Annotated in this window: 16 protein-coding genes; 7 read left to right on the top strand and 9 right to left on the bottom strand. The window is 66.9% G+C overall.

Features of this window, described 5'->3' with window-relative positions; translation table 11 throughout:
* Positions 1 to 34 precede the first annotated feature (34 nt).
* Positions 35 to 355, top strand: a complete 321-nt coding sequence (locus AC5P7U_RS09790; protein ID WP_180867115.1) for a hypothetical protein — start codon at positions 35 to 37, stop codon at positions 353 to 355.
* 13 nt (positions 356 to 368) lie between these two features.
* Here AC5P7U_RS09790 and AC5P7U_RS09785 read toward each other — a convergent pair whose 3' ends face one another.
* Positions 369 to 1,352 carry a hypothetical protein gene (locus tag AC5P7U_RS09785; RefSeq protein WP_197564450.1) on the bottom strand — a complete coding sequence of 328 codons (984 nt, stop codon included), beginning with the start codon at positions 1,350 to 1,352 and terminating at the stop codon, positions 369 to 371.
* 138 nt (positions 1,353 to 1,490) lie between these two features.
* Between AC5P7U_RS09785 and AC5P7U_RS09780 the strand changes: the two genes are divergently transcribed.
* Both AC5P7U_RS09780 and AC5P7U_RS09775 read left to right on the top strand, forming a co-directional pair.
* Positions 1,491 to 2,456: a DUF2268 domain-containing putative Zn-dependent protease gene (locus tag AC5P7U_RS09780; protein WP_197564451.1), complete on the top strand. Its 966-nt coding sequence runs from the start codon at positions 1,491 to 1,493 to the stop codon at positions 2,454 to 2,456.
* A 50-nt stretch (positions 2,457 to 2,506) separates the two neighbouring features.
* Positions 2,507 to 3,316 (top strand): GDSL-type esterase/lipase family protein, encoded by an 810-nt coding sequence (locus AC5P7U_RS09775; protein WP_197564452.1) that lies wholly within the window; start codon positions 2,507 to 2,509, stop codon positions 3,314 to 3,316.
* Here the strand turns inward: AC5P7U_RS09775 and AC5P7U_RS09770 are convergent.
* On the bottom strand, positions 3,264 to 4,133 hold the full coding sequence (locus AC5P7U_RS09770) for a LysR family transcriptional regulator (protein ID WP_197564453.1): 870 nt from the start codon (positions 4,131 to 4,133) through the stop codon (positions 3,264 to 3,266). The genes AC5P7U_RS09775 and AC5P7U_RS09770 overlap by 53 nt on opposite strands.
* A 105-nt stretch (positions 4,134 to 4,238) precedes the next feature.
* Between AC5P7U_RS09770 and AC5P7U_RS09765 the strand changes: the two genes are divergently transcribed.
* Complete coding sequence (locus AC5P7U_RS09765) at positions 4,239 to 5,372, top strand: agmatine deiminase family protein (RefSeq protein WP_197564454.1); 1,134 nt, start codon at positions 4,239 to 4,241, stop codon at positions 5,370 to 5,372.
* 6 nt (positions 5,373 to 5,378) lie between these two features.
* Here the strand turns inward: AC5P7U_RS09765 and AC5P7U_RS09760 are convergent, their stop codons facing one another.
* Positions 5,379 to 5,924, bottom strand: a complete 546-nt coding sequence (locus AC5P7U_RS09760; protein WP_012511531.1) for a thioesterase family protein — start codon at positions 5,922 to 5,924, stop codon at positions 5,379 to 5,381.
* A 69-nt stretch (positions 5,925 to 5,993) separates the two neighbouring features.
* Here AC5P7U_RS09760 and AC5P7U_RS09755 point away from each other — a divergent pair, with 69 nt between their 5' ends.
* Positions 5,994 to 6,569 carry an LmrA/YxaF family transcription factor gene (locus tag AC5P7U_RS09755; protein ID WP_197564455.1) on the top strand — a complete coding sequence of 192 codons (576 nt, stop codon included), beginning with the start codon at positions 5,994 to 5,996 and terminating at the stop codon, positions 6,567 to 6,569.
* A 52-nt stretch (positions 6,570 to 6,621) separates the two neighbouring features.
* Positions 6,622 to 7,005, top strand: coding sequence for a nuclear transport factor 2 family protein (locus AC5P7U_RS09750; protein ID WP_006452852.1), 384 nt, complete (start codon positions 6,622 to 6,624; stop codon positions 7,003 to 7,005).
* Between the two features lie 187 nt (positions 7,006 to 7,192).
* Here the strand turns inward: AC5P7U_RS09750 and AC5P7U_RS09745 are convergent, their stop codons facing one another.
* The gene (locus tag AC5P7U_RS09745) at positions 7,193 to 9,301 is read right to left on the bottom strand and encodes a TonB-dependent receptor family protein (RefSeq protein ID WP_495221037.1); all 2,109 of its coding nucleotides are present in this window, start codon (positions 9,299 to 9,301) and stop codon (positions 7,193 to 7,195) included.
* Between the two features lie 209 nt (positions 9,302 to 9,510).
* Here AC5P7U_RS09745 and AC5P7U_RS09740 point away from each other — a divergent pair, with 209 nt between their 5' ends.
* Positions 9,511 to 11,196, top strand: coding sequence for a hypothetical protein (locus AC5P7U_RS09740; protein WP_197564457.1), 1,686 nt, complete (start codon positions 9,511 to 9,513; stop codon positions 11,194 to 11,196).
* Positions 11,197 to 11,334: 138 nt separating this feature from the next.
* On the opposite strand, the gene AC5P7U_RS09735 is transcribed toward AC5P7U_RS09740, so the two are convergent.
* The 5 genes from AC5P7U_RS09735 to hutI form a co-directional block, all read right to left on the bottom strand.
* On the bottom strand, positions 11,335 to 12,771 hold the full coding sequence (locus AC5P7U_RS09735; RefSeq protein WP_495221061.1) for a serine hydrolase domain-containing protein: 1,437 nt from the start codon (positions 12,769 to 12,771) through the stop codon (positions 11,335 to 11,337).
* Between the two features lie 164 nt (positions 12,772 to 12,935).
* Positions 12,936 to 14,603: a urocanate hydratase gene (gene hutU, locus AC5P7U_RS09730; RefSeq protein ID WP_197563686.1), complete on the bottom strand. Its 1,668-nt coding sequence runs from the start codon at positions 14,601 to 14,603 to the stop codon at positions 12,936 to 12,938.
* A complete protein-coding gene (gene hutG / locus AC5P7U_RS09725; RefSeq protein WP_006452775.1) occupies positions 14,600 to 15,454 on the bottom strand; it encodes an N-formylglutamate deformylase in 855 nt (284 codons plus the stop codon). The genes hutU and hutG overlap by 4 nt, the downstream gene beginning before the upstream one ends.
* Positions 15,451 to 16,992 carry a histidine ammonia-lyase gene (hutH, locus tag AC5P7U_RS09720; RefSeq protein WP_197563685.1) on the bottom strand — a complete coding sequence of 514 codons (1,542 nt, stop codon included), beginning with the start codon at positions 16,990 to 16,992 and terminating at the stop codon, positions 15,451 to 15,453. Before hutH ends, hutG begins: the two co-directional genes overlap by 4 nt.
* Positions 16,989 to 18,212: an imidazolonepropionase gene (hutI, locus tag AC5P7U_RS09715; RefSeq protein ID WP_006452719.1), complete on the bottom strand. Its 1,224-nt coding sequence runs from the start codon at positions 18,210 to 18,212 to the stop codon at positions 16,989 to 16,991. The genes hutH and hutI overlap by 4 nt, the downstream gene beginning before the upstream one ends.
* Between the last annotated feature and the right edge of the window lie 14 nt (positions 18,213 to 18,226).

Raw genomic sequence — 18,226 nt, 5'->3', positions numbered from 1 at the left:
GGCTGACCCTGTGAGTTTGTCCCGGGTCGGTGCAATGAAAGCCATCCTTGTTGCTGCAACGTTGTCCTTGGTCCTGGTCTCGACTGCAGGTGCGCAGCCACTGCCCACCGAGCTGGTGCAGCTGGGGATCATCGCCGGTATGCCCTACGCCAAGGCCAAGCGCCTGCTGGATGCGGCGGGATGGCAGGTGAAGCCGCTGCAGGGCGCGCCGGAATCGCTGGAGGGCTTTCCGGAAGTTGGATGCCAGAAGGGCGGAAAGCAGTGTGCAACGACCTTTGAGAAGGGCGATCAGCAGGTCGCGGTGCGGCTGGGCACTACCCTGGCAGGGCAGCCGTTCGTGCAGGGCGCTGACTGAGCGTCTGCCGCGCTCAGGCCAGTGGCAGCCGGTCCAGCGCGTGCGACAGGCGATCATGCAGGTCGCGCACATGTTCGGCCTTGGCGTGGGTCCGCGTGGTATCACCAAAGCTGCGCAGATAGGCGCAGGCGGCGAAGCCAGCGCTCTTCTTCTCGTAGTCGGCAATCCAGGCCAGGCGGTCCGGGTTGTTGGCCTGCTCGGCTGACCACGCGGCCACCGGTGGACGGATGCGGTACTTCAGGCCGACGCGCCAGGGTTTGGGTGTCAGCCGTGCGCGGAAGCAATGCTGCAACCGGCACATGCGCGCGTACAGGGTGTCGGCGCCCAGTGCCTTGAAGAACGCCTGCAGCTGTTCGTCCTCGGGTGGGAACGTGGCGTGCATGGCCAGCACGCGCAGTCCGGCCGGTGTCCGGTAGGCGCGCAGGTGCCAATCCGGATGCTGCTCGCTGAAGGCCGCGACCCGCTGCAGGGCCACTCCCTCGGCGCCACCGGCCGCGGCCAGTCGGCGCCTGCGTTGCATCAGCAGCGCGGTATTCACCAGCACCACTGCCGCCACGCCCAGCACCAGTCCCACCAGCCAGTGCCAGAGCAGGGTGCCGATGATGGCGCCGGCAAACAGCAGCACCGCCGCGATGAGGGCGGGCATCACGCAACCTGCCGGGGGCGGCGCGTGGTCGATGTCGGCGAACAGCACGTCCGGGGTGTTCAGGCACAGCGCACCGTAGCTGTTGCGGGTGATGATGACATCGCCGTCGCGCCGCACGATCTGCTCGCGGATCGGAACGCCTTCCACACCGTAGTTGCTGCGCACCTCACGACGCGGCAGTGCCTGCCCGGCAAGGATGGCGTTGAGGGCTTCATTGGCACGCCGGTCGGCGTGCCCCTGGGCCTCGGCCGGGCCTTCGTCGGACCAGCCGAAGCGGCGCACGACCACCGGCCGGCCGCGGAAACGGGCCTGCAGACGGGCTTCGGCCCAGTACGCGGGGACGATCATCATCGTGCGGTGCTCCATCATCCGTGGCAGGTGCCGAGGCGAGTCTGGCACAGCGCCGGAGCGGCCGCACCCGCCTGCTGCGGTGGGCCGGGCAGAGTGGTAGATTGCGCGCTTCGCATGCACTCCACCAAGGACGGAGCGATGTTCATGATCCTGCGCGGCCTGTTGGCCCTGGCCTGTACCGGGGCGGTTGGCATGGCCATGGCGGCGGAGTCGGCCGCGCCGCAGATCCTCACCGAGGATGTCACCCGCTTCTACGCGCTGTACGACGCTGCCGGCGGCAAGCCCAGCGTTGAACAGCTGCGTGGGTACATGGCCGAGGGCTCGGTAGGCCTGGCGGAGTTGGCCAAGGCGCGGCGGGTTACTCCCGAACGGATTGCCGAAGCCATGGCCGCCCAGCCCGAGCTGTATGCACAGGGACGAAACTGCCTGGCCGAGCTGCCGGTGGTGAAGCAGCGCCTGACGCGCGTATTCGCCAACCTGCAGGCGATCTACCCGCAGACCCGGTTCCCGCCGGTGACCATCGCAGTGGGGCGCGGCAGGCCGGTCGGGCTGACCTCGAAAAGTGGCGTGATCATCGGCCTGGAAGCGCTGTGTGCGGCGGATTTCATGAATCCCAATGTGCAGGACCGCTTCGTGCACGTGATCGCGCATGAGTACGTGCACGTCCAGCAGACCGGGCTGACCGACTTCGAGCCGGGCGATCCGCATGCGACGGTACTGCGCGTGTCGCTGGGGGAGGGCATCGCCGAGTTCATCACCGAACTGATTTCCGGCAACGTTGGCAATGGCCGCCACGCCGCGTGGACACGCGGCCGCGAAGTGCATATCGAAAGCGCATTCGCACTGGACCTGGACAGCACCGACCTGTCACCGTGGCTGTACAACTACACGCCCGGTTCGCAGGAGCCCTACGACCTGGGCTACTGGGTCGGTTACCGCATCGCCAAGGCCTATTACCTGCAGGCCAGGGACAAGCGTGACGCAGTGCGAGCGCTGATCCAGCAGGACAATCCCAAGGCCATCCTGGCCGCCAGCGGCTGGACGCCGGGCATGTGGATGCCGGCGAAGGTGACCGGCGTGGCGGCGCGCACCGCTGCGCGCTGAGCCTTGTGCACAGCGCTAGACTGCGGGTCTGGTCATCTGGAGAACCACGCATGCGTGGACCCGTGCTGCTTGCCGCTGCAATCACCGTTGTCATGGCGCTGAGCACGCCACTGGAGGCGGCCGAACAGGCGGCGGTCAATCCGTTGCTGGTCAAGCCTGTTGAACAGTTGCGCCCGGACGAAGTGCGCTTCATGCAGCAGCAACTGGCCGACTGGCCGCAGCTGCAGCGTTATCGCGACGCCAACGCACAGCTGCCTGCGGCAGCGCCCGGTCAACCACGCGTGGTGTTCTTCGGTGATTCGATTACCGAAGGTTGGGGCAGGGAAGGCACTACCTCGTTCTTTCCGGGCAGGGGGTGGCTCAACCGCGGCATCAGTGGCCAGACCACGGCGCAGATGCTGCTGCGTTTCCCGCAGGATGTGCTGGCGCTGAAGCCGCAGGTGGTGGTGATCCTGGCCGGCACCAACGACATCGCCGGCAACACCGGGCCGACCACGCAGGCGATGATCGAGGACAACCTGCACGCGATGGTGGATCTGGCGCAAGTGCATGGCATCCGCGTGGTGTTGGCCTCGGTGCTGCCAGTCAGCGACTACCCGTGGATGCCGGGCATGACGCCTGCGCCCAAGGTGCGCGCATTGAATACGGCGTTGAAGCGCTATGCAGAGGCGAAGCAGCTCATCTATCTGGACTACCACACACCGATGGCCAACGCGGCCGGTGGCCTCGACCCGCAGCTGGCCGACGATGGCGTGCATCCCACCGCGAAGGGGTATGCGGTGATGGCGCCGTTGGCCAAGGCGGCGATCAAGCGCGCGCTGGATCAGGCAGACTCGCCAGCAACCACTCACAGAAACTGATCACCAGCGGATCTGCCGCGCTGTCCTCATGCACCAGCCAGCTCCAGCGCGGGCCGCGCACGCGTGCATCATCCAGCGGTTGCAGCAGCCCCTGCCCGCAGGCGCGCGCGGCCAGCAGCTCGCTCACCAGTGCGATGCCCAGCCCCTGGCACGCAGCATCCAGCAGCTGGCCGGGCTCGGAGAAGTTCATGCCCTCGCGGCGCTGGCCCACGTCCGCGCCGCCCTGTACCTGCCACTGGCTCCAATCCATTTCGCGCTCGCCATGCAGGGTCAGGCGCTGCCGCACGGGCGTGGCGAGCAGGGTCGGATGGCAGGCCGGATAGAGACGGTCCTGCAGCAGCACCCGATGCTGGCACTGCGCCTGTGAGTCGAGGTCATCACGCACCGCCACGTCCAGCGTCTGCGTGGTCATATCGGGTGCTTCCTCGCTGGTCAGCAGCCACAGGTCGGCGTCGGGATGCAGGCGGTGGAAGTCGGCCAGGCGCGGCACCAGCCAATGGCGAGCAAAGGCCGGGCTGGTGTTGACGATCAGTTGATTCGGCTTGCGGTACTGATCGAGCCGGCGGATGCCGCTGGCCAGCTGGCGCAGCAGCGACTGGGTGGTTTCCAGCAGATCGAGGCCTGCGTCGGTGAGGGTGACGCTGCGGCCCTGGCGGAAGAACAGCGGCTGCTGCAGGGCGTCTTCCAGGCCGCGGATCTGCTGGCTGATGGCCGATTGGCTCAGGTGCAGTTCCTCGGCCGCGCGATGGAAGCTGCCGAGCCGGGCGGCGGCTTCGAAACCCCGCAGGGCGTTCAGCGGTGGCCAGTGCTTGAGCATTTCAGATAAGCAGAACTGTTCAGATGATGGCTGAATCTATCGTTTGTTCTTATGGGTCGGCAAGCGCAGCATAGCGTCCATCCCACACCGGCCCTGGAGCCTGTCATGAGCAACCGACGTCACTTCCTCACCCAGCTGGCGGGCGCCGCCGGTCTTGGCGGCCTGGCCGCCCTGGGTCTGGCCGGCCTGCCGGGTCGCGTGGCAGCGGCAGGCCCGGGCGCAGGCATCTGGCGCATGCCGGACGAGCACGGCCCGCAGGAGCGGGTGTTCCTGGCCTTCGCCGCGCAGCCGCGGGTATGGGGCGCGCAGGCCGATGCGGTGAACACCGCCGTGGCGAGGCTGGCGCGCACCATCGCCCGCCATCAGCCGGTCAGCGTGCTGTGCCGCCCGGCGCAGTTGAAGCAGGCGCAGGATCGCTGCGGCCGCGACAACATCGAGTTCCTCGAGGTGCCGCTGGATGACATCTGGGTGCGCGACTACGGCGGCTGCTTCGTCACCAACGGCCGGGGCGGGCTGGGCCTGGTCGACTTCAACTTCAACGGCTGGGGTGGCAAGCAGAGCGCGCGCAACGATGGTGCGGTGGCACCCTGGCTGGCGCAGGTAACCGGCGCAGCGCTGCTGGAAAGTGACCTGGTGGGCGAGGGCGGCGGCATCGAAGTCGATGGCCATGGCACCGCCATCCTCACCGAGAGCTGCTGGGTGAACCGCAACCGCAACCCAGGCTGGTCGCGCGCGGATATCGAAGCCGAGCTGAAGCACCACCTCGGCCTGCGCAAGATCATCTGGCTGCCCGGCATCGCCGGCGAGGACATCACCGATGCACACGTGGACTTCTACGCGCGCTTCGTGCGTCCGGGTGTGGTGATCGCCAACCTCGACAACGATCCGGACTCCTATGATTACGACCTGACCCGCGAGCACCTGCAGATCCTGCGCGGGGCCAGCGATGCCGATGGCCGCCGCCTGCAGGTGCATACGCTGCCGCCGCCGCTGGACGGGCGCGACAACGTGCATACCCGCGACAACGACGATCTGGCGATGGGCTACATCAACTACCTGCCGATCAATGGCGCGGTGGTCGCGCCGCAGTTCGGAGACGCCGCCGCCGACGGCTACTGCCGTGAACTGCTGGAAGACCTGTATCCCGGCCGCGTGATCGAGCAGGTGGATATCGATGCGATTGCCGGTGGCGGCGGCGGCATCCATTGCGTGACCAAGAACATGCCGAAGGTGGAGTGACGCGCCTCAGGCGTCGTCCTGCTTCAACGCGGCATCGGCCGCCAGCAGCGCCTCGGCGGCCGCACTCAGCGGCGGCGACGGCGGGGCCACCACACCGATCGCTTCCATCATCTTCGGCATGCCGAGGAACTGGCGCGCGCGGCGGTCGTAGATGCCGGTGACCAGCAGTGCGCGGGTGGCGATCTTCTGTTCGGCGCCGATCAGCACACGCTGCTCCATGATGCCGCGTGAGCCCACCCAGCCGACCAGCCGCGTTTCCAGGGTGAAGCGCTGGAAGGGCTTCAGCTCGCGGCGGAACTGGATGGTGCCGGCGCCGACGATCGGCGCCCATTTCTCGCGCAGTGCCACCCGGCCCAGGCCCATGCGCAGGATCAGGTCCAGCCGGCCCAGGTCGAAGATGTTCCAGTAGCGGCCATTGGTCATGTGCAGGTTGCTGTCCAGGTCGTTGGGCAGCACCCGGAACTGCAGCCGCGAGACCCCGAACGGCGCTTCCAGCTTCGGCCGGAACAGGCTGCACAGCAGCAGGTGGAGCAGGCGGAACCAGAGATTCATGGCTATGACGACTGTTATAGAACGGCCGGTACGCTAATCTATGACGACTGTCTTAGCAAGGAGCCTGCCGTGAGCCCGCGACCCTCTGATGCGCCTCAACGCGTGATTGATGCTGCGGCACAGATGCTGGCGCGCGTGGGTCTCAATGCCACCAGCATCCGCGAGGTGACCAAGCTGGCTGAAGCGCCGCTGGGCTCGACGTACCACCACTTTCCCGGCGGCAAGCAGGAGCTGCTGGCGCGTGCCACCCATATGGCCGGCGACAAGGTGGAAGCGCTGCTGGTGGAGCTGCTGAAGGGCGGCGCCGTGCAGGGCCTGCAGCAGTTCCTGGCGATGTGGCGCGAGCGCCTGCTGCGCTCCGGTTTCCGTGCCGGTTGCCCGGTGCTGGCTGCTGCGGTGGAGGAACCGGTGGAGGCGATGTCCAGCCAGCCCCGTGCGGCCGCCGCCGAGGTGTTCGCACGCTGGCAGGGCCATCTGGCCTCGGCCTTCATTGCGGAAGGGCATGCACCGGCTGCCGCAGGTGAGCTGGCCAGCCTGGTGATCGCCAGCGTGGAAGGCGCGGTGGCGATGTGCCGCGCGCTGCAGGATATCGCCCCGTTCGACCAGGTGGCTGCGCAGTTGCTGAAGGCCGCGGCGACGCCTTGATCCGGCCACGCGGTCGCGGGAGACTCGGTGCTGGCCCTGACTGGATGTCGCCATGGACGAATCGCACTGCCGCCACTTGATCGAGCACTACCTGCAGGCCTACAACCGCTTCGACATCGACGCCATGCTGGCCGTGCTGGCGCACAACGTGCGCTTTGAGAACCACAGTGATGGCCAGCTGACCATGGTCACCGAAGGCATCGATGCCTTTGGTGAACTGGCACGACAATCGGCGCAGATGTTCCTCGAGCGCGAGCAGCAGTTGCTTGGGTTGACCTTCAATGACGACGTGGCGCTGGCCAGCATCGGCTGGCGTGGCGTGTTCGCGCAGGACATTCCAGGCGGCCCCCGCGCAGGCGCGGAACTGGCACTGAAGGGGCGCAGCGAGTTCGCTTTCGAAGGCGGTCGCATCGCGCGGATCGTCGACCGCAGCTGAGGAGTGGCTGCGGTGGAATCCGCGCAACACCGCCTACGCGTGCGCGTGCCCGGCAAGGAGGCCGGCATGCTGCATCAGGTTCTCAAGCGCCCATGCTGCACGATCCGCGGCACTCGGTGGAGCCGGGCCGGCGGACCCGGGCTGCTGCTGTTCCTTGCCATGGAGAGTGACCCGGCCGGAATGTGGCTCAATCAAAGCGCCAGCGCACACCCGCATAGATGCCGCGGCCGTCGCCCGGCGTCGAGCGGGCGACGTCCTTGCCGGCATCGTCATAGCCCGGCGTGACCGTGGCGGCGTAGTGGCGGTTGCCGAGGTTGCGCATCTCCGCCCAGGCCTGCCAGCGGCCATTGGGTGCGTCGTAACCGATACGGCTGCCGAAGATCACGTGGCTGTCGGCCCAGTAGCTGTTGGCGTAATCCACCGCGATACGCGACGCATACTCGCTATTGAGCGCGGCATACAGGCCGGAGGCATGGTCGAAGCGCAGTTCGGCCTGGTAGGCGTGGCGCGGCAGGCCAGGCAGGCGGTTGCTGCCGAAGCGTGCATCGTGGCGGTAGCGGAAGTCGCTGAAGGTGTACGCCTGGCGCAGCGACAGACGACCGGCGGCGGCCTGCCACAGCGTGCTGTCCAAGCCGGCCTCGATGCCACGGTGCACGGTGGGGCTGGCGTTGTTCTCGGCGATGAACAGGTTCGGCACCGGCTGCAGTTCGACGCTAAGCAGTTCGTGGTTCACGTGTGCGTAGTAGCCGGTCAGTTCCCAGCGGCCCAGCGCAGCGTCGCCACGTGCGCCCAGTTCCAGCGTGGTGGCGGTCTGGTTCTGCATCGGCACCGGCGCGCGCTGGCGGCCGCTGGACGATCCATTGCCCGGACCGAAGTACTGGTTCGAGCCCCAGATCATCGACCACGGGTGCGGTGCCTCCACCGAGCGGCTGAGGTTGCCGAACCACTGCGTCTGCGCGCTGTGCTGCCAGGTGAAGCCCAGTCGAGGCGCGTAGTCCCAGCCGTTGTCGCGCAGGCGGCCGCCACTGCTCGGCCAGGTCACCTGCACATCACGGCGGGTGTTGATCAGCGCCAGCCCCGTTTGCATCCGCAGGCGCTCGTTCAACGTGAGGGTGTTGCTGACGTGCAGGGTGCTGTCGGTGCCGTGGTGGCGGAAGTCGCGCGTGCGCGTGCCAGCGGCGTAGCCGTTGTTGGCAAAGCGCAACGACTCGCGCACGTCGGCGTCCAGGTCGTGGGTGACGCGCAGGCCAACGTTGGTTTCGCTGTCCAGGCCGAACAGCCGGTGGCGATGGTGATAGTCCAGCGTGGCATTGAGGTTGGCGTAGTCCAGCTGCTGGCGGTACAGGCTCTCGTTCAGGTCCATCGGGTACCTGTGATAGACCAGCCCGGCCTGCAACGAAGAAACCTCATCGATCTGCAAGGTGGTGACGTTGCCCACCCACGTGCTGCCCGGCTGCGGGCGGCGCGCATCGATGGCCAGGTTGGCCGGGTTGGCCGCGCGCGGGTCGTTGCGGATCTGCTCGCGGGTCAGGCGCCCGGACGTTTCGTGGTTGGTTTCGCGGTAGCGCACGAAGAAGCGGGTCTGCAGGTCGGGGTTGATCTGCCAGCCGATGTTGGCCATCGCGCCCTTGCCATCGCCGCGCGCATGACGCTGGTAACCGTCGAATTCGGTATCGGTGTAGGCCAGGAAGTAATCGACATCGCCACTGACGCCGCCCGAGCTGATGCCGCGCTTCTGGTAGCCACGGCTGCCGGCTTCGTAATGCAATTGCACGCCCGCCGAATCACGGCCGCTGCGGCTCACGTAGTCGATGGCACCGCCGAGTGCCAGCGCGCCACGTTCGAAACCATTGGCCCCGCGCAGCACCTCCACGCGCGACAGCCACAGCGGTTCCAGTAGTTCGTAGGGCGTGCCGCCGGGTCCGGTCAACGGCAGTCCATCGATCGACACGGCAATACCCGAGGCATGCGCGCCCGGGCCACGGTTGATGCCGGAGCCGCGGATGGAGACCTTGGTGCCCTCGTTGCCCGGCGATTGCGCGCTGATACCGGGCTGGTAGGCCAGCACATCGGCACTGGTGGACAGTCGGCTGTCGGCCTTGGCCACGTCGATGACGTTGCTGGCGCCGGGTACGCGCTTCAGCGCCTCGCGCGCCTGGGCGCTGGCATCGGCAGCAGTGACCCGCACCGCATCCAGCGTGGTGGCCTGAGGCGCGGCATGGGCGGTAGTGGCGAGGCCGAGGGAAACGGCCAGGAACAGGGGCGACGGAGTGGGGCGATACGACGAGAGCGACATGCGAGACTGCTGTAAACCACGAAAGTGGAGCGAAAGTTAACAGGTCTGGGGCGCCACGTCACCCGTGCTTTCCGGGCCAAGTGAAAGGCGCGCGCGCCTATACTGCGCACGACCGGGGGAAGGCCGGTCGCAGGACGCTCGGAGCTCAGGACCTCCGATGCAGGGAGGTTGTGCCCGGGCCATTGAACATGGCGAAACAACAGGGGGGCATGGCAATGCATGCACGAGGCTGGATCAGCCTTCTGGCTGGGATACTTGCTGTTAATGCGTCCGATGCATCGGCGCGGCAGGTTGATGGTGGTACTACAACGTTGTCTCCAGAGTGGCTCGCGCTGGGCTTCAGCGAGCCTGGCGTGCCGATCCGGCAGGACGGCTATGCACAGATGCGGGTGGTCGCCTACATTCCCGAAGGAAGTGACGGAACGACGTTTGACGCATGCCCGCAGAAGTCCGTGTGGGACTTGAATCTTAAGGATGTGCTCAAGGGCGACCGGGTACACCTGCTCGGTGTTTCTGTTGCGCCGCCTACATCGTCGGGGTTGCCGGCGTTCACTGCGGCGCCCCTGCGTCTGGAAACACGCAATAAGTTCTTCGGCAGCAGCTGCACATTGAACCTGCGAAAGTTCGAGTACCTTTCGCCGCGCTTCCACGTAGGCCGCAATACGCACAGCCGGTTCCAGGTGGTTCCTGCAATCTTGACCAGTACCCAGGTGAATGTCGAAGCTTGGGATCAGGCAATGCAGGCGATCCAGACGCTCACTACCTATGCGGGACTAACCGCGCCGCTGGTGACTACCCAGTTGGCTGGGCTCAAGGGCCAGCTGCTGCAGGGAATGAAGACATCGGTGGAACGGCCGGATGAGATATTCACGATCAGCGAGGGCGTGACACGGAAGCCAAAGGTCTGGAGCTTTTCCGGAGAACAGACCCGCGCAGGCGGGGCTATCGAGGGTCTCGCTGTCACGGTGATCGCACAGCTCGTTCCTGCCGATGATCTGGTTCGCCGGTCTTTGCCAGACGCCCCCTGGCTTCCTGCCACCATTTTGAAGACGCAGATGAACGGTACCTTGGGAGGGGAATCGGATCTGGATGGCCATATCCGCAGGATTGCCAGCGGCGAGATCGTCAATCTGATCTCGGCGCGGGGCAGTGAAGCCGCCGCTGTGCGATGTGACCAGCTGGCAGAGAAGATCCATGGGTTGCGCCTGTCGCAGCACGATGCGGGCCTGGCGCTCTGGGCCTATGCCCACAAGCGCGCCGAGATGAAACTGGCGACAGCCGACGAGGTCGTGCGGATGCCATGCCTGCAGGGCTTCCGCCATGTGCTGGTAAAGGCGGGGCTGCTGCCTGAGAACGTGCCCTTGGTCGCATCGCCGCCCACCCATCAGGACATGTTGGCCGCCACCCAGATCCAGAATGCACTGTGGCAGTTCTTCACCCGGCCTGCGTGGCAGGATCGCAAATCGTTCGCCGAGCGGTTGTTTGCCTATCCTGTTGGTTATGGCCAGCGTGTGGAGATGCTGCAATCCACTGCGACAATCGACAACAAGGATGCCTGGGTCAGCAATGCACATGCAGGCAGCAACGCATTGGCACAGTCCTTTGGCTGTCCGGTGTTCTTTCCGGGCAGAACAGACCATCCTTTCCCGAACTGGGCGGGGCATTCGGTGATGGTGGCTTTCGCAACGCTGCCCGTCGCTGGCGGAGACCCACGGGACGCGGTGGTGGCACTGCGGTTCGCGCAACAACTTCCCGGGGAGGCAGCAAAGATCGATGCCGTGGAAGTCGATCCACATCCGGCAGCCGAAGTTGCGAGGTCGGTCGCCGCGTCGCTGCAAGCGTCAGGAGGCTGTGTTGATCACTACGCCTTGGCGCCGGCGTTGTTGCAGCAGTAGGCGGACACTGGCTGCATGGGGCAGTGCGGGCATGCCCGTGCTGTCCCGCAGTCCCGATCGGGAGTACAGCGCGGTCGATTGCAGCGCGCTTCGAACGAGCCCAGTGCTCCGGTCGGAACAGGTTGCACCAACCCGGCTCTACGGCTTGGATTGTGCGAGCGCCTTCGATTTCGCGTAGAGCGCCTTGGCAGTCTCCGCGTCACCCAGTGCCGCGTGGCACTCGGCGAGGCTGTCCCAGGCATTGGTCGACTCCGGATAAAGCTCGGAGTTGAGCGCGAATACCTTCAACGCCTTGCCTGCGCCGAGGCTTTCGCGAATGGCGTAGCCGTCCGCATTGATGGCGCGTTCCAACTCGTCGGTGCGAACACGGTTCTCGTCGCGCAGCCAGCGGCGCATCGCCTGTGGCGCTCCCGCAGCATCGTCCAGTGCATAGCTGATCAGTCGTTCGGACAGCATGGTGTGAGGGAACTGATCCGGAGCCGCCACCGCCATCGTGCTTTCCACCAGCGTGCTGGACCACACATTGCGCGCGCTGCCATTGGTCAGGTACACGAATACCCAGTAGCCGCTGGCCAGCGAGTCCTTGTAGGCCAGCCGCGCACGCACACGGGTGCCACCATCGTGGCCGACCTGGGTGTAGCCATCGCTGCGGATGGTGTCCCAGCCGGTGGAGAAGAAATTGCTGCTGCCACCGCTCAGTTTCTGTGGCTGCCATAGTTTTTCCAGCGTCGCCGTGCGTACCAGCTTGCCGGTCGCCAATGCCTGCAGGAAGCGGTTCATGTCGCCCACGGTAGTCTGCAGATCGGCATGGCCCCAGCCGTAGTCCGGCCACGGATCTTCGTTGGCGGGCTGCAATGTGCCGTCCTTGCCGATGTACGGCACCGTTGCGCGCTGCGCCGGCACGCTGGCTGCTCCCCATGAACTGCTGGTCATCTTCAGCGGTTGCAGGATGCGTTCGCGAGCGATGGCCGGGTAGGGCTTGCGGTAGTGCGCTTCCAGCAGCGCCGTCAGCACCAGGTAGTTGGCCTGCGTGTACTGCACGCGGCTGCCGGTAGCGAACTGCATCGGTGCAGCAGCCGCCACCTTCAGAGCGGCGGCAAGGGTGGGTGCCACGCCGCTGTAGCCCTTGCTGACCCAGCGGTTGTCCACGCGGTTGTAGTACTCGGCAATGCCGGAACTGTGGTTGAGATAATCGCGCACGGGGATCGCCTGCCATGCAGAGGGCAAGTCCGGCACATAGCGGCTGGCGGGTGCATCCAGGTCCACCTTGCCTTGTTCCACCAGCTGCATCACCAGCGTGCTGGTCAGCAGTTTGGCCATCGACTGCGCGGCGAAGATGGTATCGACGGTGGCAGGCGCATGCGTGGCCAGGTCGCGCTCACCGCTGGCGCCTTGGTAGAGCACGTTCCCGTTGTGCGCGACCAGCACTGCCTGGCCGGCAATACCGTAGCGTTCGCGGTTGGCCTGCAGTTGGGCGTCGAGCCGGGCAGGGAGCTCGCCGGGGATGTTACGCGCGAAAGCGACGGGAGCGGCAAAGAGAGCGCAGAGCAATGCAGCAGCAAGGTTGCGGTACATCGCGGTGATCCGTCGGCGGTGATGGCGCATGTTGGTCACGGCGGGAGAGCGGGTCAAGGGCACCGATTCCCGCACCAGGGAGAGCCGGCCAGCGGCCGGCACTACCACACCTGCCAGGGCGGAACGTGCCCGATAGTGCCGGCCGCTGGCCGGCACCCCTGCGATCAGCCCAGGATTCCCGGCAGATCCAATCCCTTTTCCTTCGCGCAATCAATCGCGATCTCATAGCCGGCATCGGCATGGCGCATCACGCCGGTGGCCGGGTCGTTCCACAGCACGCGGCCGATGCGCTTGGCGGCGGCCTCGGTGCCGTCGCAGACGATCACCATGCCGGCGTGCTGCGAGAAGCCCATGCCGACGCCGCCGCCGTGATGCAGCGACACCCACGTCGCGCCGCTGGCGGTATTGAGCAGGGCGTTCAGCAGCGGCCAGTCGGATACTGCATCGGAGCCGTCGGCCATCGCTTCGGTTTCGCGGTTCGGCGACGCCACGCTGCCGCTGTCCAGGTGGTCGCGGCCGATCACCACCGGCGCCTTCAGCTCGCCGTTGGCGACCATCTCGTTGAAGGCCAGGCCCAGTCGATCGCGATCGCCCAGGCCCACCCAGCAGATGCGCGCCGGCAGTCCCTGGAACTTGATCTTCTCGGCGGCCATGTCCAGCCAGCGGTGCAGGTGCGGGTTGTCCGGAATCAGTTCCTTCACCTTGGCATCGGTCTTGGCGATGTCTTCCGGGTCACCGCTCAGCGCCGCCCAGCGGAACGGGCCGATGCCGCGGCAGAACAGCGGACGGATGTAGGCCGGCACGAAACCGGGGAAGTCAAAGGCATTGGCCACGCCTTCTTCCAGCGCCATCTGCCGCAGGTTGTTGCCGTAGTCCACGGTCGGCACGCCCAGCGCGTGGAAGCCGAGCATGGCGCGGATGTGGTTGGCCATCGACGCGCGTGCAGCCTTCTCCACTTCCTTGGGGGCAGCTACGCGCTTGTCGTCCCACTGTTCGACCGTCCAGCCCTGCGGCAGGTAGCCGTTCACCGGGTCATGTGCGGAGGTCTGGTCGGTCAGCAGGTCGGGCTTGATGCCGCGCTTGAGCAGTTCGGCCAGCACATCGGCGACGTTGCCGAGCAGGCCCACCGACTTCGGCGTCCCCGTCTTGCACGACTCGTCGATCAGGCGCAGCGCTTCGTCCAGGTTATCGGTCCAGGTATCCAGGTATCCGGTGCGCAGGCGCATGTCGATGCTGCTCTTGCGGCATTCCACTGCCAGGCACGAGGCGCCGGCCATCACCGCGGCCAGCGGCTGCGCGCCGCCCATGCCGCCCAGGCCGCCGGTGAACAGCCACTTGCCGGTCAGGTCGCCACCGAAGTGCTGGCGACCCATTTCCACGAAGGTCTCGTAGGTGCCCTGCACGATGCCCTGCGCGCCGATGTAGATCCAGCTGCCCGCGGTCATCTGGCCGTACATGGCCAGGCCCTTCTTATCCAGCTCGTTGAAGTGGTCCCAGTTGGCCCAGCGCGGAACCAGGTTGGAATTGGCGATCAGCACGCGCGGTGCGTCGGCGTGGGTGCGGAACACGCCCACCGGCTTGCCCGACTGCACCAGCAGGGTCTGGTCGTCATCCAGGCGCTTGAGCGTTTCGACGATCGCATCGAAGCTCTCCCAATCGCGCGCGGCGCGGCCGATGCCGCCGTACACCACCAGTTCCTGCGGGCGCTCGGCCACGTCCGGGTGCAGGTTGTTCATCAGCATGCGCAGCGGCGCTTCGGTCAGCCAGCTCTTGGCGTTGAGCGTGGTGCCGGTCGGCGCGGCGATGGTGCGGGACGGGTCGTTGCGGGTCATGCGGCGCTCCGGTTCGTAGCGAATTCAAGGCAGGCGTTGAGCACCTGCGCCAGGGTGTGGCGCAGCGGTGCGGCGTGGTCGGGGTCGAGCGGGGTGGGCCAGCTGTGTTCGTCCACCTGGTCGGGCAGTGGCTCGTGCATGTAGCCGCGGCAGGCAAGTTCCATCTGCAGGGTATGCACGCCGCCGGCGATGTTGCTGTAGTGGCGGGTGATCCAGCCGCCCTTGAAGCGGCCGTTGCGCACCTGACTCATGCCACTGATTTTCAGCAGGTTCTCCACCACATCGCTCAAGGCGTTGTCGCAGGAGGTGTCCGGTGTGCCGGAGGGGCCGGCGGTGCCCAGGTTGAACTGCGGCAGTTCGCCGTCGAACAGGTGTGGAATGTGCGAGCGGATCGAGTGCGCGTCGTACACCACCACGGTGCCGTAGCGTGCGCGCAGGCGGGTGATCTGCGCGGCCAGCGCATCGTGGTAGGGCAGGAAATAGGTATCGCGGCGGCGGGCGATTTCCGCCTCGTCCGGCTCGCGCCCGGCGTGGTACAGCGGCTGGTTGTCGAAGGTGGTCAGCGGGCACAGGCCGGTGGTGTTCTGGCCTGGGTACAGCGAGACACCGCTGGGATCACGATTGAGATCGATCACTGAACGTGAGATCGCCGAGCGCACCGTGGTCGCGCCCATGCCGCGCACGAAGTCGTACAGCTCGTGCACCCACCAGTCGGCGTCGCGACGGGCCAGCCACGGCGAATGGTAGTCGCCGATCAGGTCGTGCGGCAGCTCGCTGCCGGTATGCGGGAAGCTGACGATGAGGGGGGCGTCGCCCTCGTGCACGGTCAGCCATTCGGGATGGGCGTTCATGCCTGCGGTTCCGCGGTCGGCAACAGATCGGCCAGGCCCTGCGCCAACGCGCCGCTGCGCACCAGGTTCGTGGCGGCCACCATGTCCGGGTGGAAGTAGCGATCCTCTTCCAGCGTCGGTACCTGCGCACGCAGGGTGGCGCGCACGCTTTCCAGCGCGGCGCTGGAGCGCAGCGGGGCGTGGAAGTCGCAGCCCTGCGTGGCGGCCAGCAGCTCGATGCCGATCACGTTGGCCGCGTTCTCGGCCATCTGCATCAGGCGGCGCGCGCCGTGCGCGGCCATCGACACATGGTCTTCCTGGTTGGCCGAAGTGGGGATCGAATCAACGCTCGCCGGGTAGGCGCGCTGCTTGTTTTCCGAGACCAGCGCGGCGGCGGTCACCTGCGGAATCATGAAGCCCGAGTTGAGGCCCGGGCGCGGGGTCAGGAACGCCGGCAGGCCGGACAGCGCCGGGTCCACCAGCATCGCCAGGCGGCGCTCGCTGATCGAGCCGATCTCGCACACCGCCATCGCCAGCATGTCGGCGGCGAAGGCCACCGGCTCGGCGTGGAAGTTGCCGCCGGACAGGGCTTCGCCGGTATCGGTGAACACCAGCGGGTTGTCGGACACGCCATTGGCTTCGATTTCCAGCGTGGTCGCGGCCTGGCGCAGGATGTCCAGTGCGGCACCCATCACCTGCGGCTGGCAGCGCAGGCAGTACGGATCCTGCACGCGCACATCGTTGTCACGGTGCGATTCGCGGATGTCCGAGCCCTGCATCAGCGTGCGCAGCGTAGCCGCAGTGGCAATCTGCCCGCGCTGGCCACGGATGGCGTGGATGCGCGGGTCGAACGGCGTATCGGAGCCCTTGGCCGCTTCCACCGAGAGTGCGCCCGTGACCAGCGCGGCCTGGAACACGGTCTCGATCTCGAACAGGCCAGCCAGCGCATAAGCGGTGGAGAACTGGGTGCCGTTGAGCAGCGCCAGGCCTTCCTTCGCGCCCAGTTCGATCGGCTGCAGACCGGCGCGCGCCAGAGCATCGACCGCGGGCAGGCGTTCGTCGCCGATGAAGGCTTCGCCCACGCCCAGCATCACGCTGGCCAGGTGCGAGAGCGGTGCCAGGTCACCCGAAGCACCCACCGAGCCCTGTGCCGGCACCACCGGCAGCACGCCCTTGACCAGCATCGCCTCCAGCAGCAGCAGGGTGTCCTCACGGATGCCCGAAGCACCCTGCGCAAGGCTGACCAGCTTCAGCGCCATCATCAGGCGCACTACGCTGGCCGGCATCGGCTCGCCCACACCGGCAGCATGTGAGAGCACGATGTTCCGCTGCAGGGTGGCCAGGTCCTCGCGCTCGATGCGCACGCTGGCCAGCTTGCCGAAGCCGGTGTTGATGCCATAGACCGGCGCGCCCTTGGCGACGATGGCGGCCACGGCCGCGGCACTGGCACGCACCACCGGCAGCGCGGCCGGGTCCAGTGCCAGCGGCGCGCCGCGATAGACCTGCCGCCACTGGGCGAGAGTGACATGGCCAGGACGAAGAACCAGGGTGTTGCTCATGTGTTGCTCCAGGAGGCAGGCAGGTCGGGCTGTCCGCGCACCACGCGCGCGTGCAGCGGGTTGAATCCAATGCGATAGACCAGATCGGCGGGGGCGTCGATGTCCCAGATCGCCAGGTCGCAGTCCATGCCCACGGCCAGTCGGCCGATACGGTCGCCATGGCCCAGCGCACGCGCCGCTTCACGGGTGAAGCCGGCAATGCACTCGTCCACGGTCAGGCGGAACAGGGTGGCGCCCATGTTCATCGCCAGCAGCGGGCTGGTCAGGGGCGAGGTGCCCGGGTTGCTGTCGGTGGCCAGCGCCAGCGGGACCCCGGCCGCACGCAGCGCCGCGATCGGCGGCAGGGTGGTATCGCGGGTGAAATAGAAGGCGCCGGGCAGCAGCACGGCGACGGTGCCGGCGGCGGCCATTGCCGCGATGCCGGCGTCATCGAGGTGCTCGATATGGTCGGCCGAGACTGCACCGAAGCCGGCCGCCAGTTCGGCGCCATGCTGGTTGCTCAGCTGCTCGGCATGGATCTTCACCGCCAGCCCTTGGGCGCGTGCCGCCTCGAACACCTGCCGCGCCTGCGCGGGCGAGAAGGCGATGTTCTCGCAGAACACATCCACCGCTTCGGCCAGGCCTTCGGCGGCGATGGCCGGAATCATCACGTTGCACACCTCGTCGGTGTATTCCTGTGCCTCGCGGCCCGGCGGGATGGCATGTGCGCCGAGGAAGGTGGTCACCACGTTGACCCGGCATTCCTCGCCCAGCGCACGCGCCACCTGCAATTGCTTGCGTTCGTCGGGCAAAGTCAGGCCGTAGCCGGACTTGATCTCGAGCGTGGTCACGCCTTCGGCGCGCATCGCCAGCAGGCGGGGGCGGCTTTCACGGGCCAGCTGTTCCGGCGTGGCGGCGCGGGTGGCACGCACGGTGGAGACGATGCCGCCGCCGGCACGGGCGATCTCGGCATAGCTGACGCCCTGCAGGCGCTGCTCGAACTCGTTGGCGCGGTTGCCGGCGTAGACCAGATGGGTGTGGCAGTCGATCAGTCCCGGCGAGATCCAGCGGCCTTCGCCGTCGATGCGGGTGGTCGGTTGCAGGTGGGCATCGCTGCCGGCGATGCCGACATGGACGATGCGTCCGTCGGCGCAGGCCAGCACGCCATCGCGGATGACGCCCAGGCCGTCGCCGTCGAGGGTGATCAGGTGGACGTTGGACCAGAGGGTATCGACGTGCATGGCATCCACAACGC

The sequence above is a fragment of the Stenotrophomonas sp. YJH_SMC_57 genome, from assembly GCF_059369755.1.
Note: the sequence above shows the minus strand (reverse complement) of the source record. Positions and strands in the feature narration are given on the sequence as shown.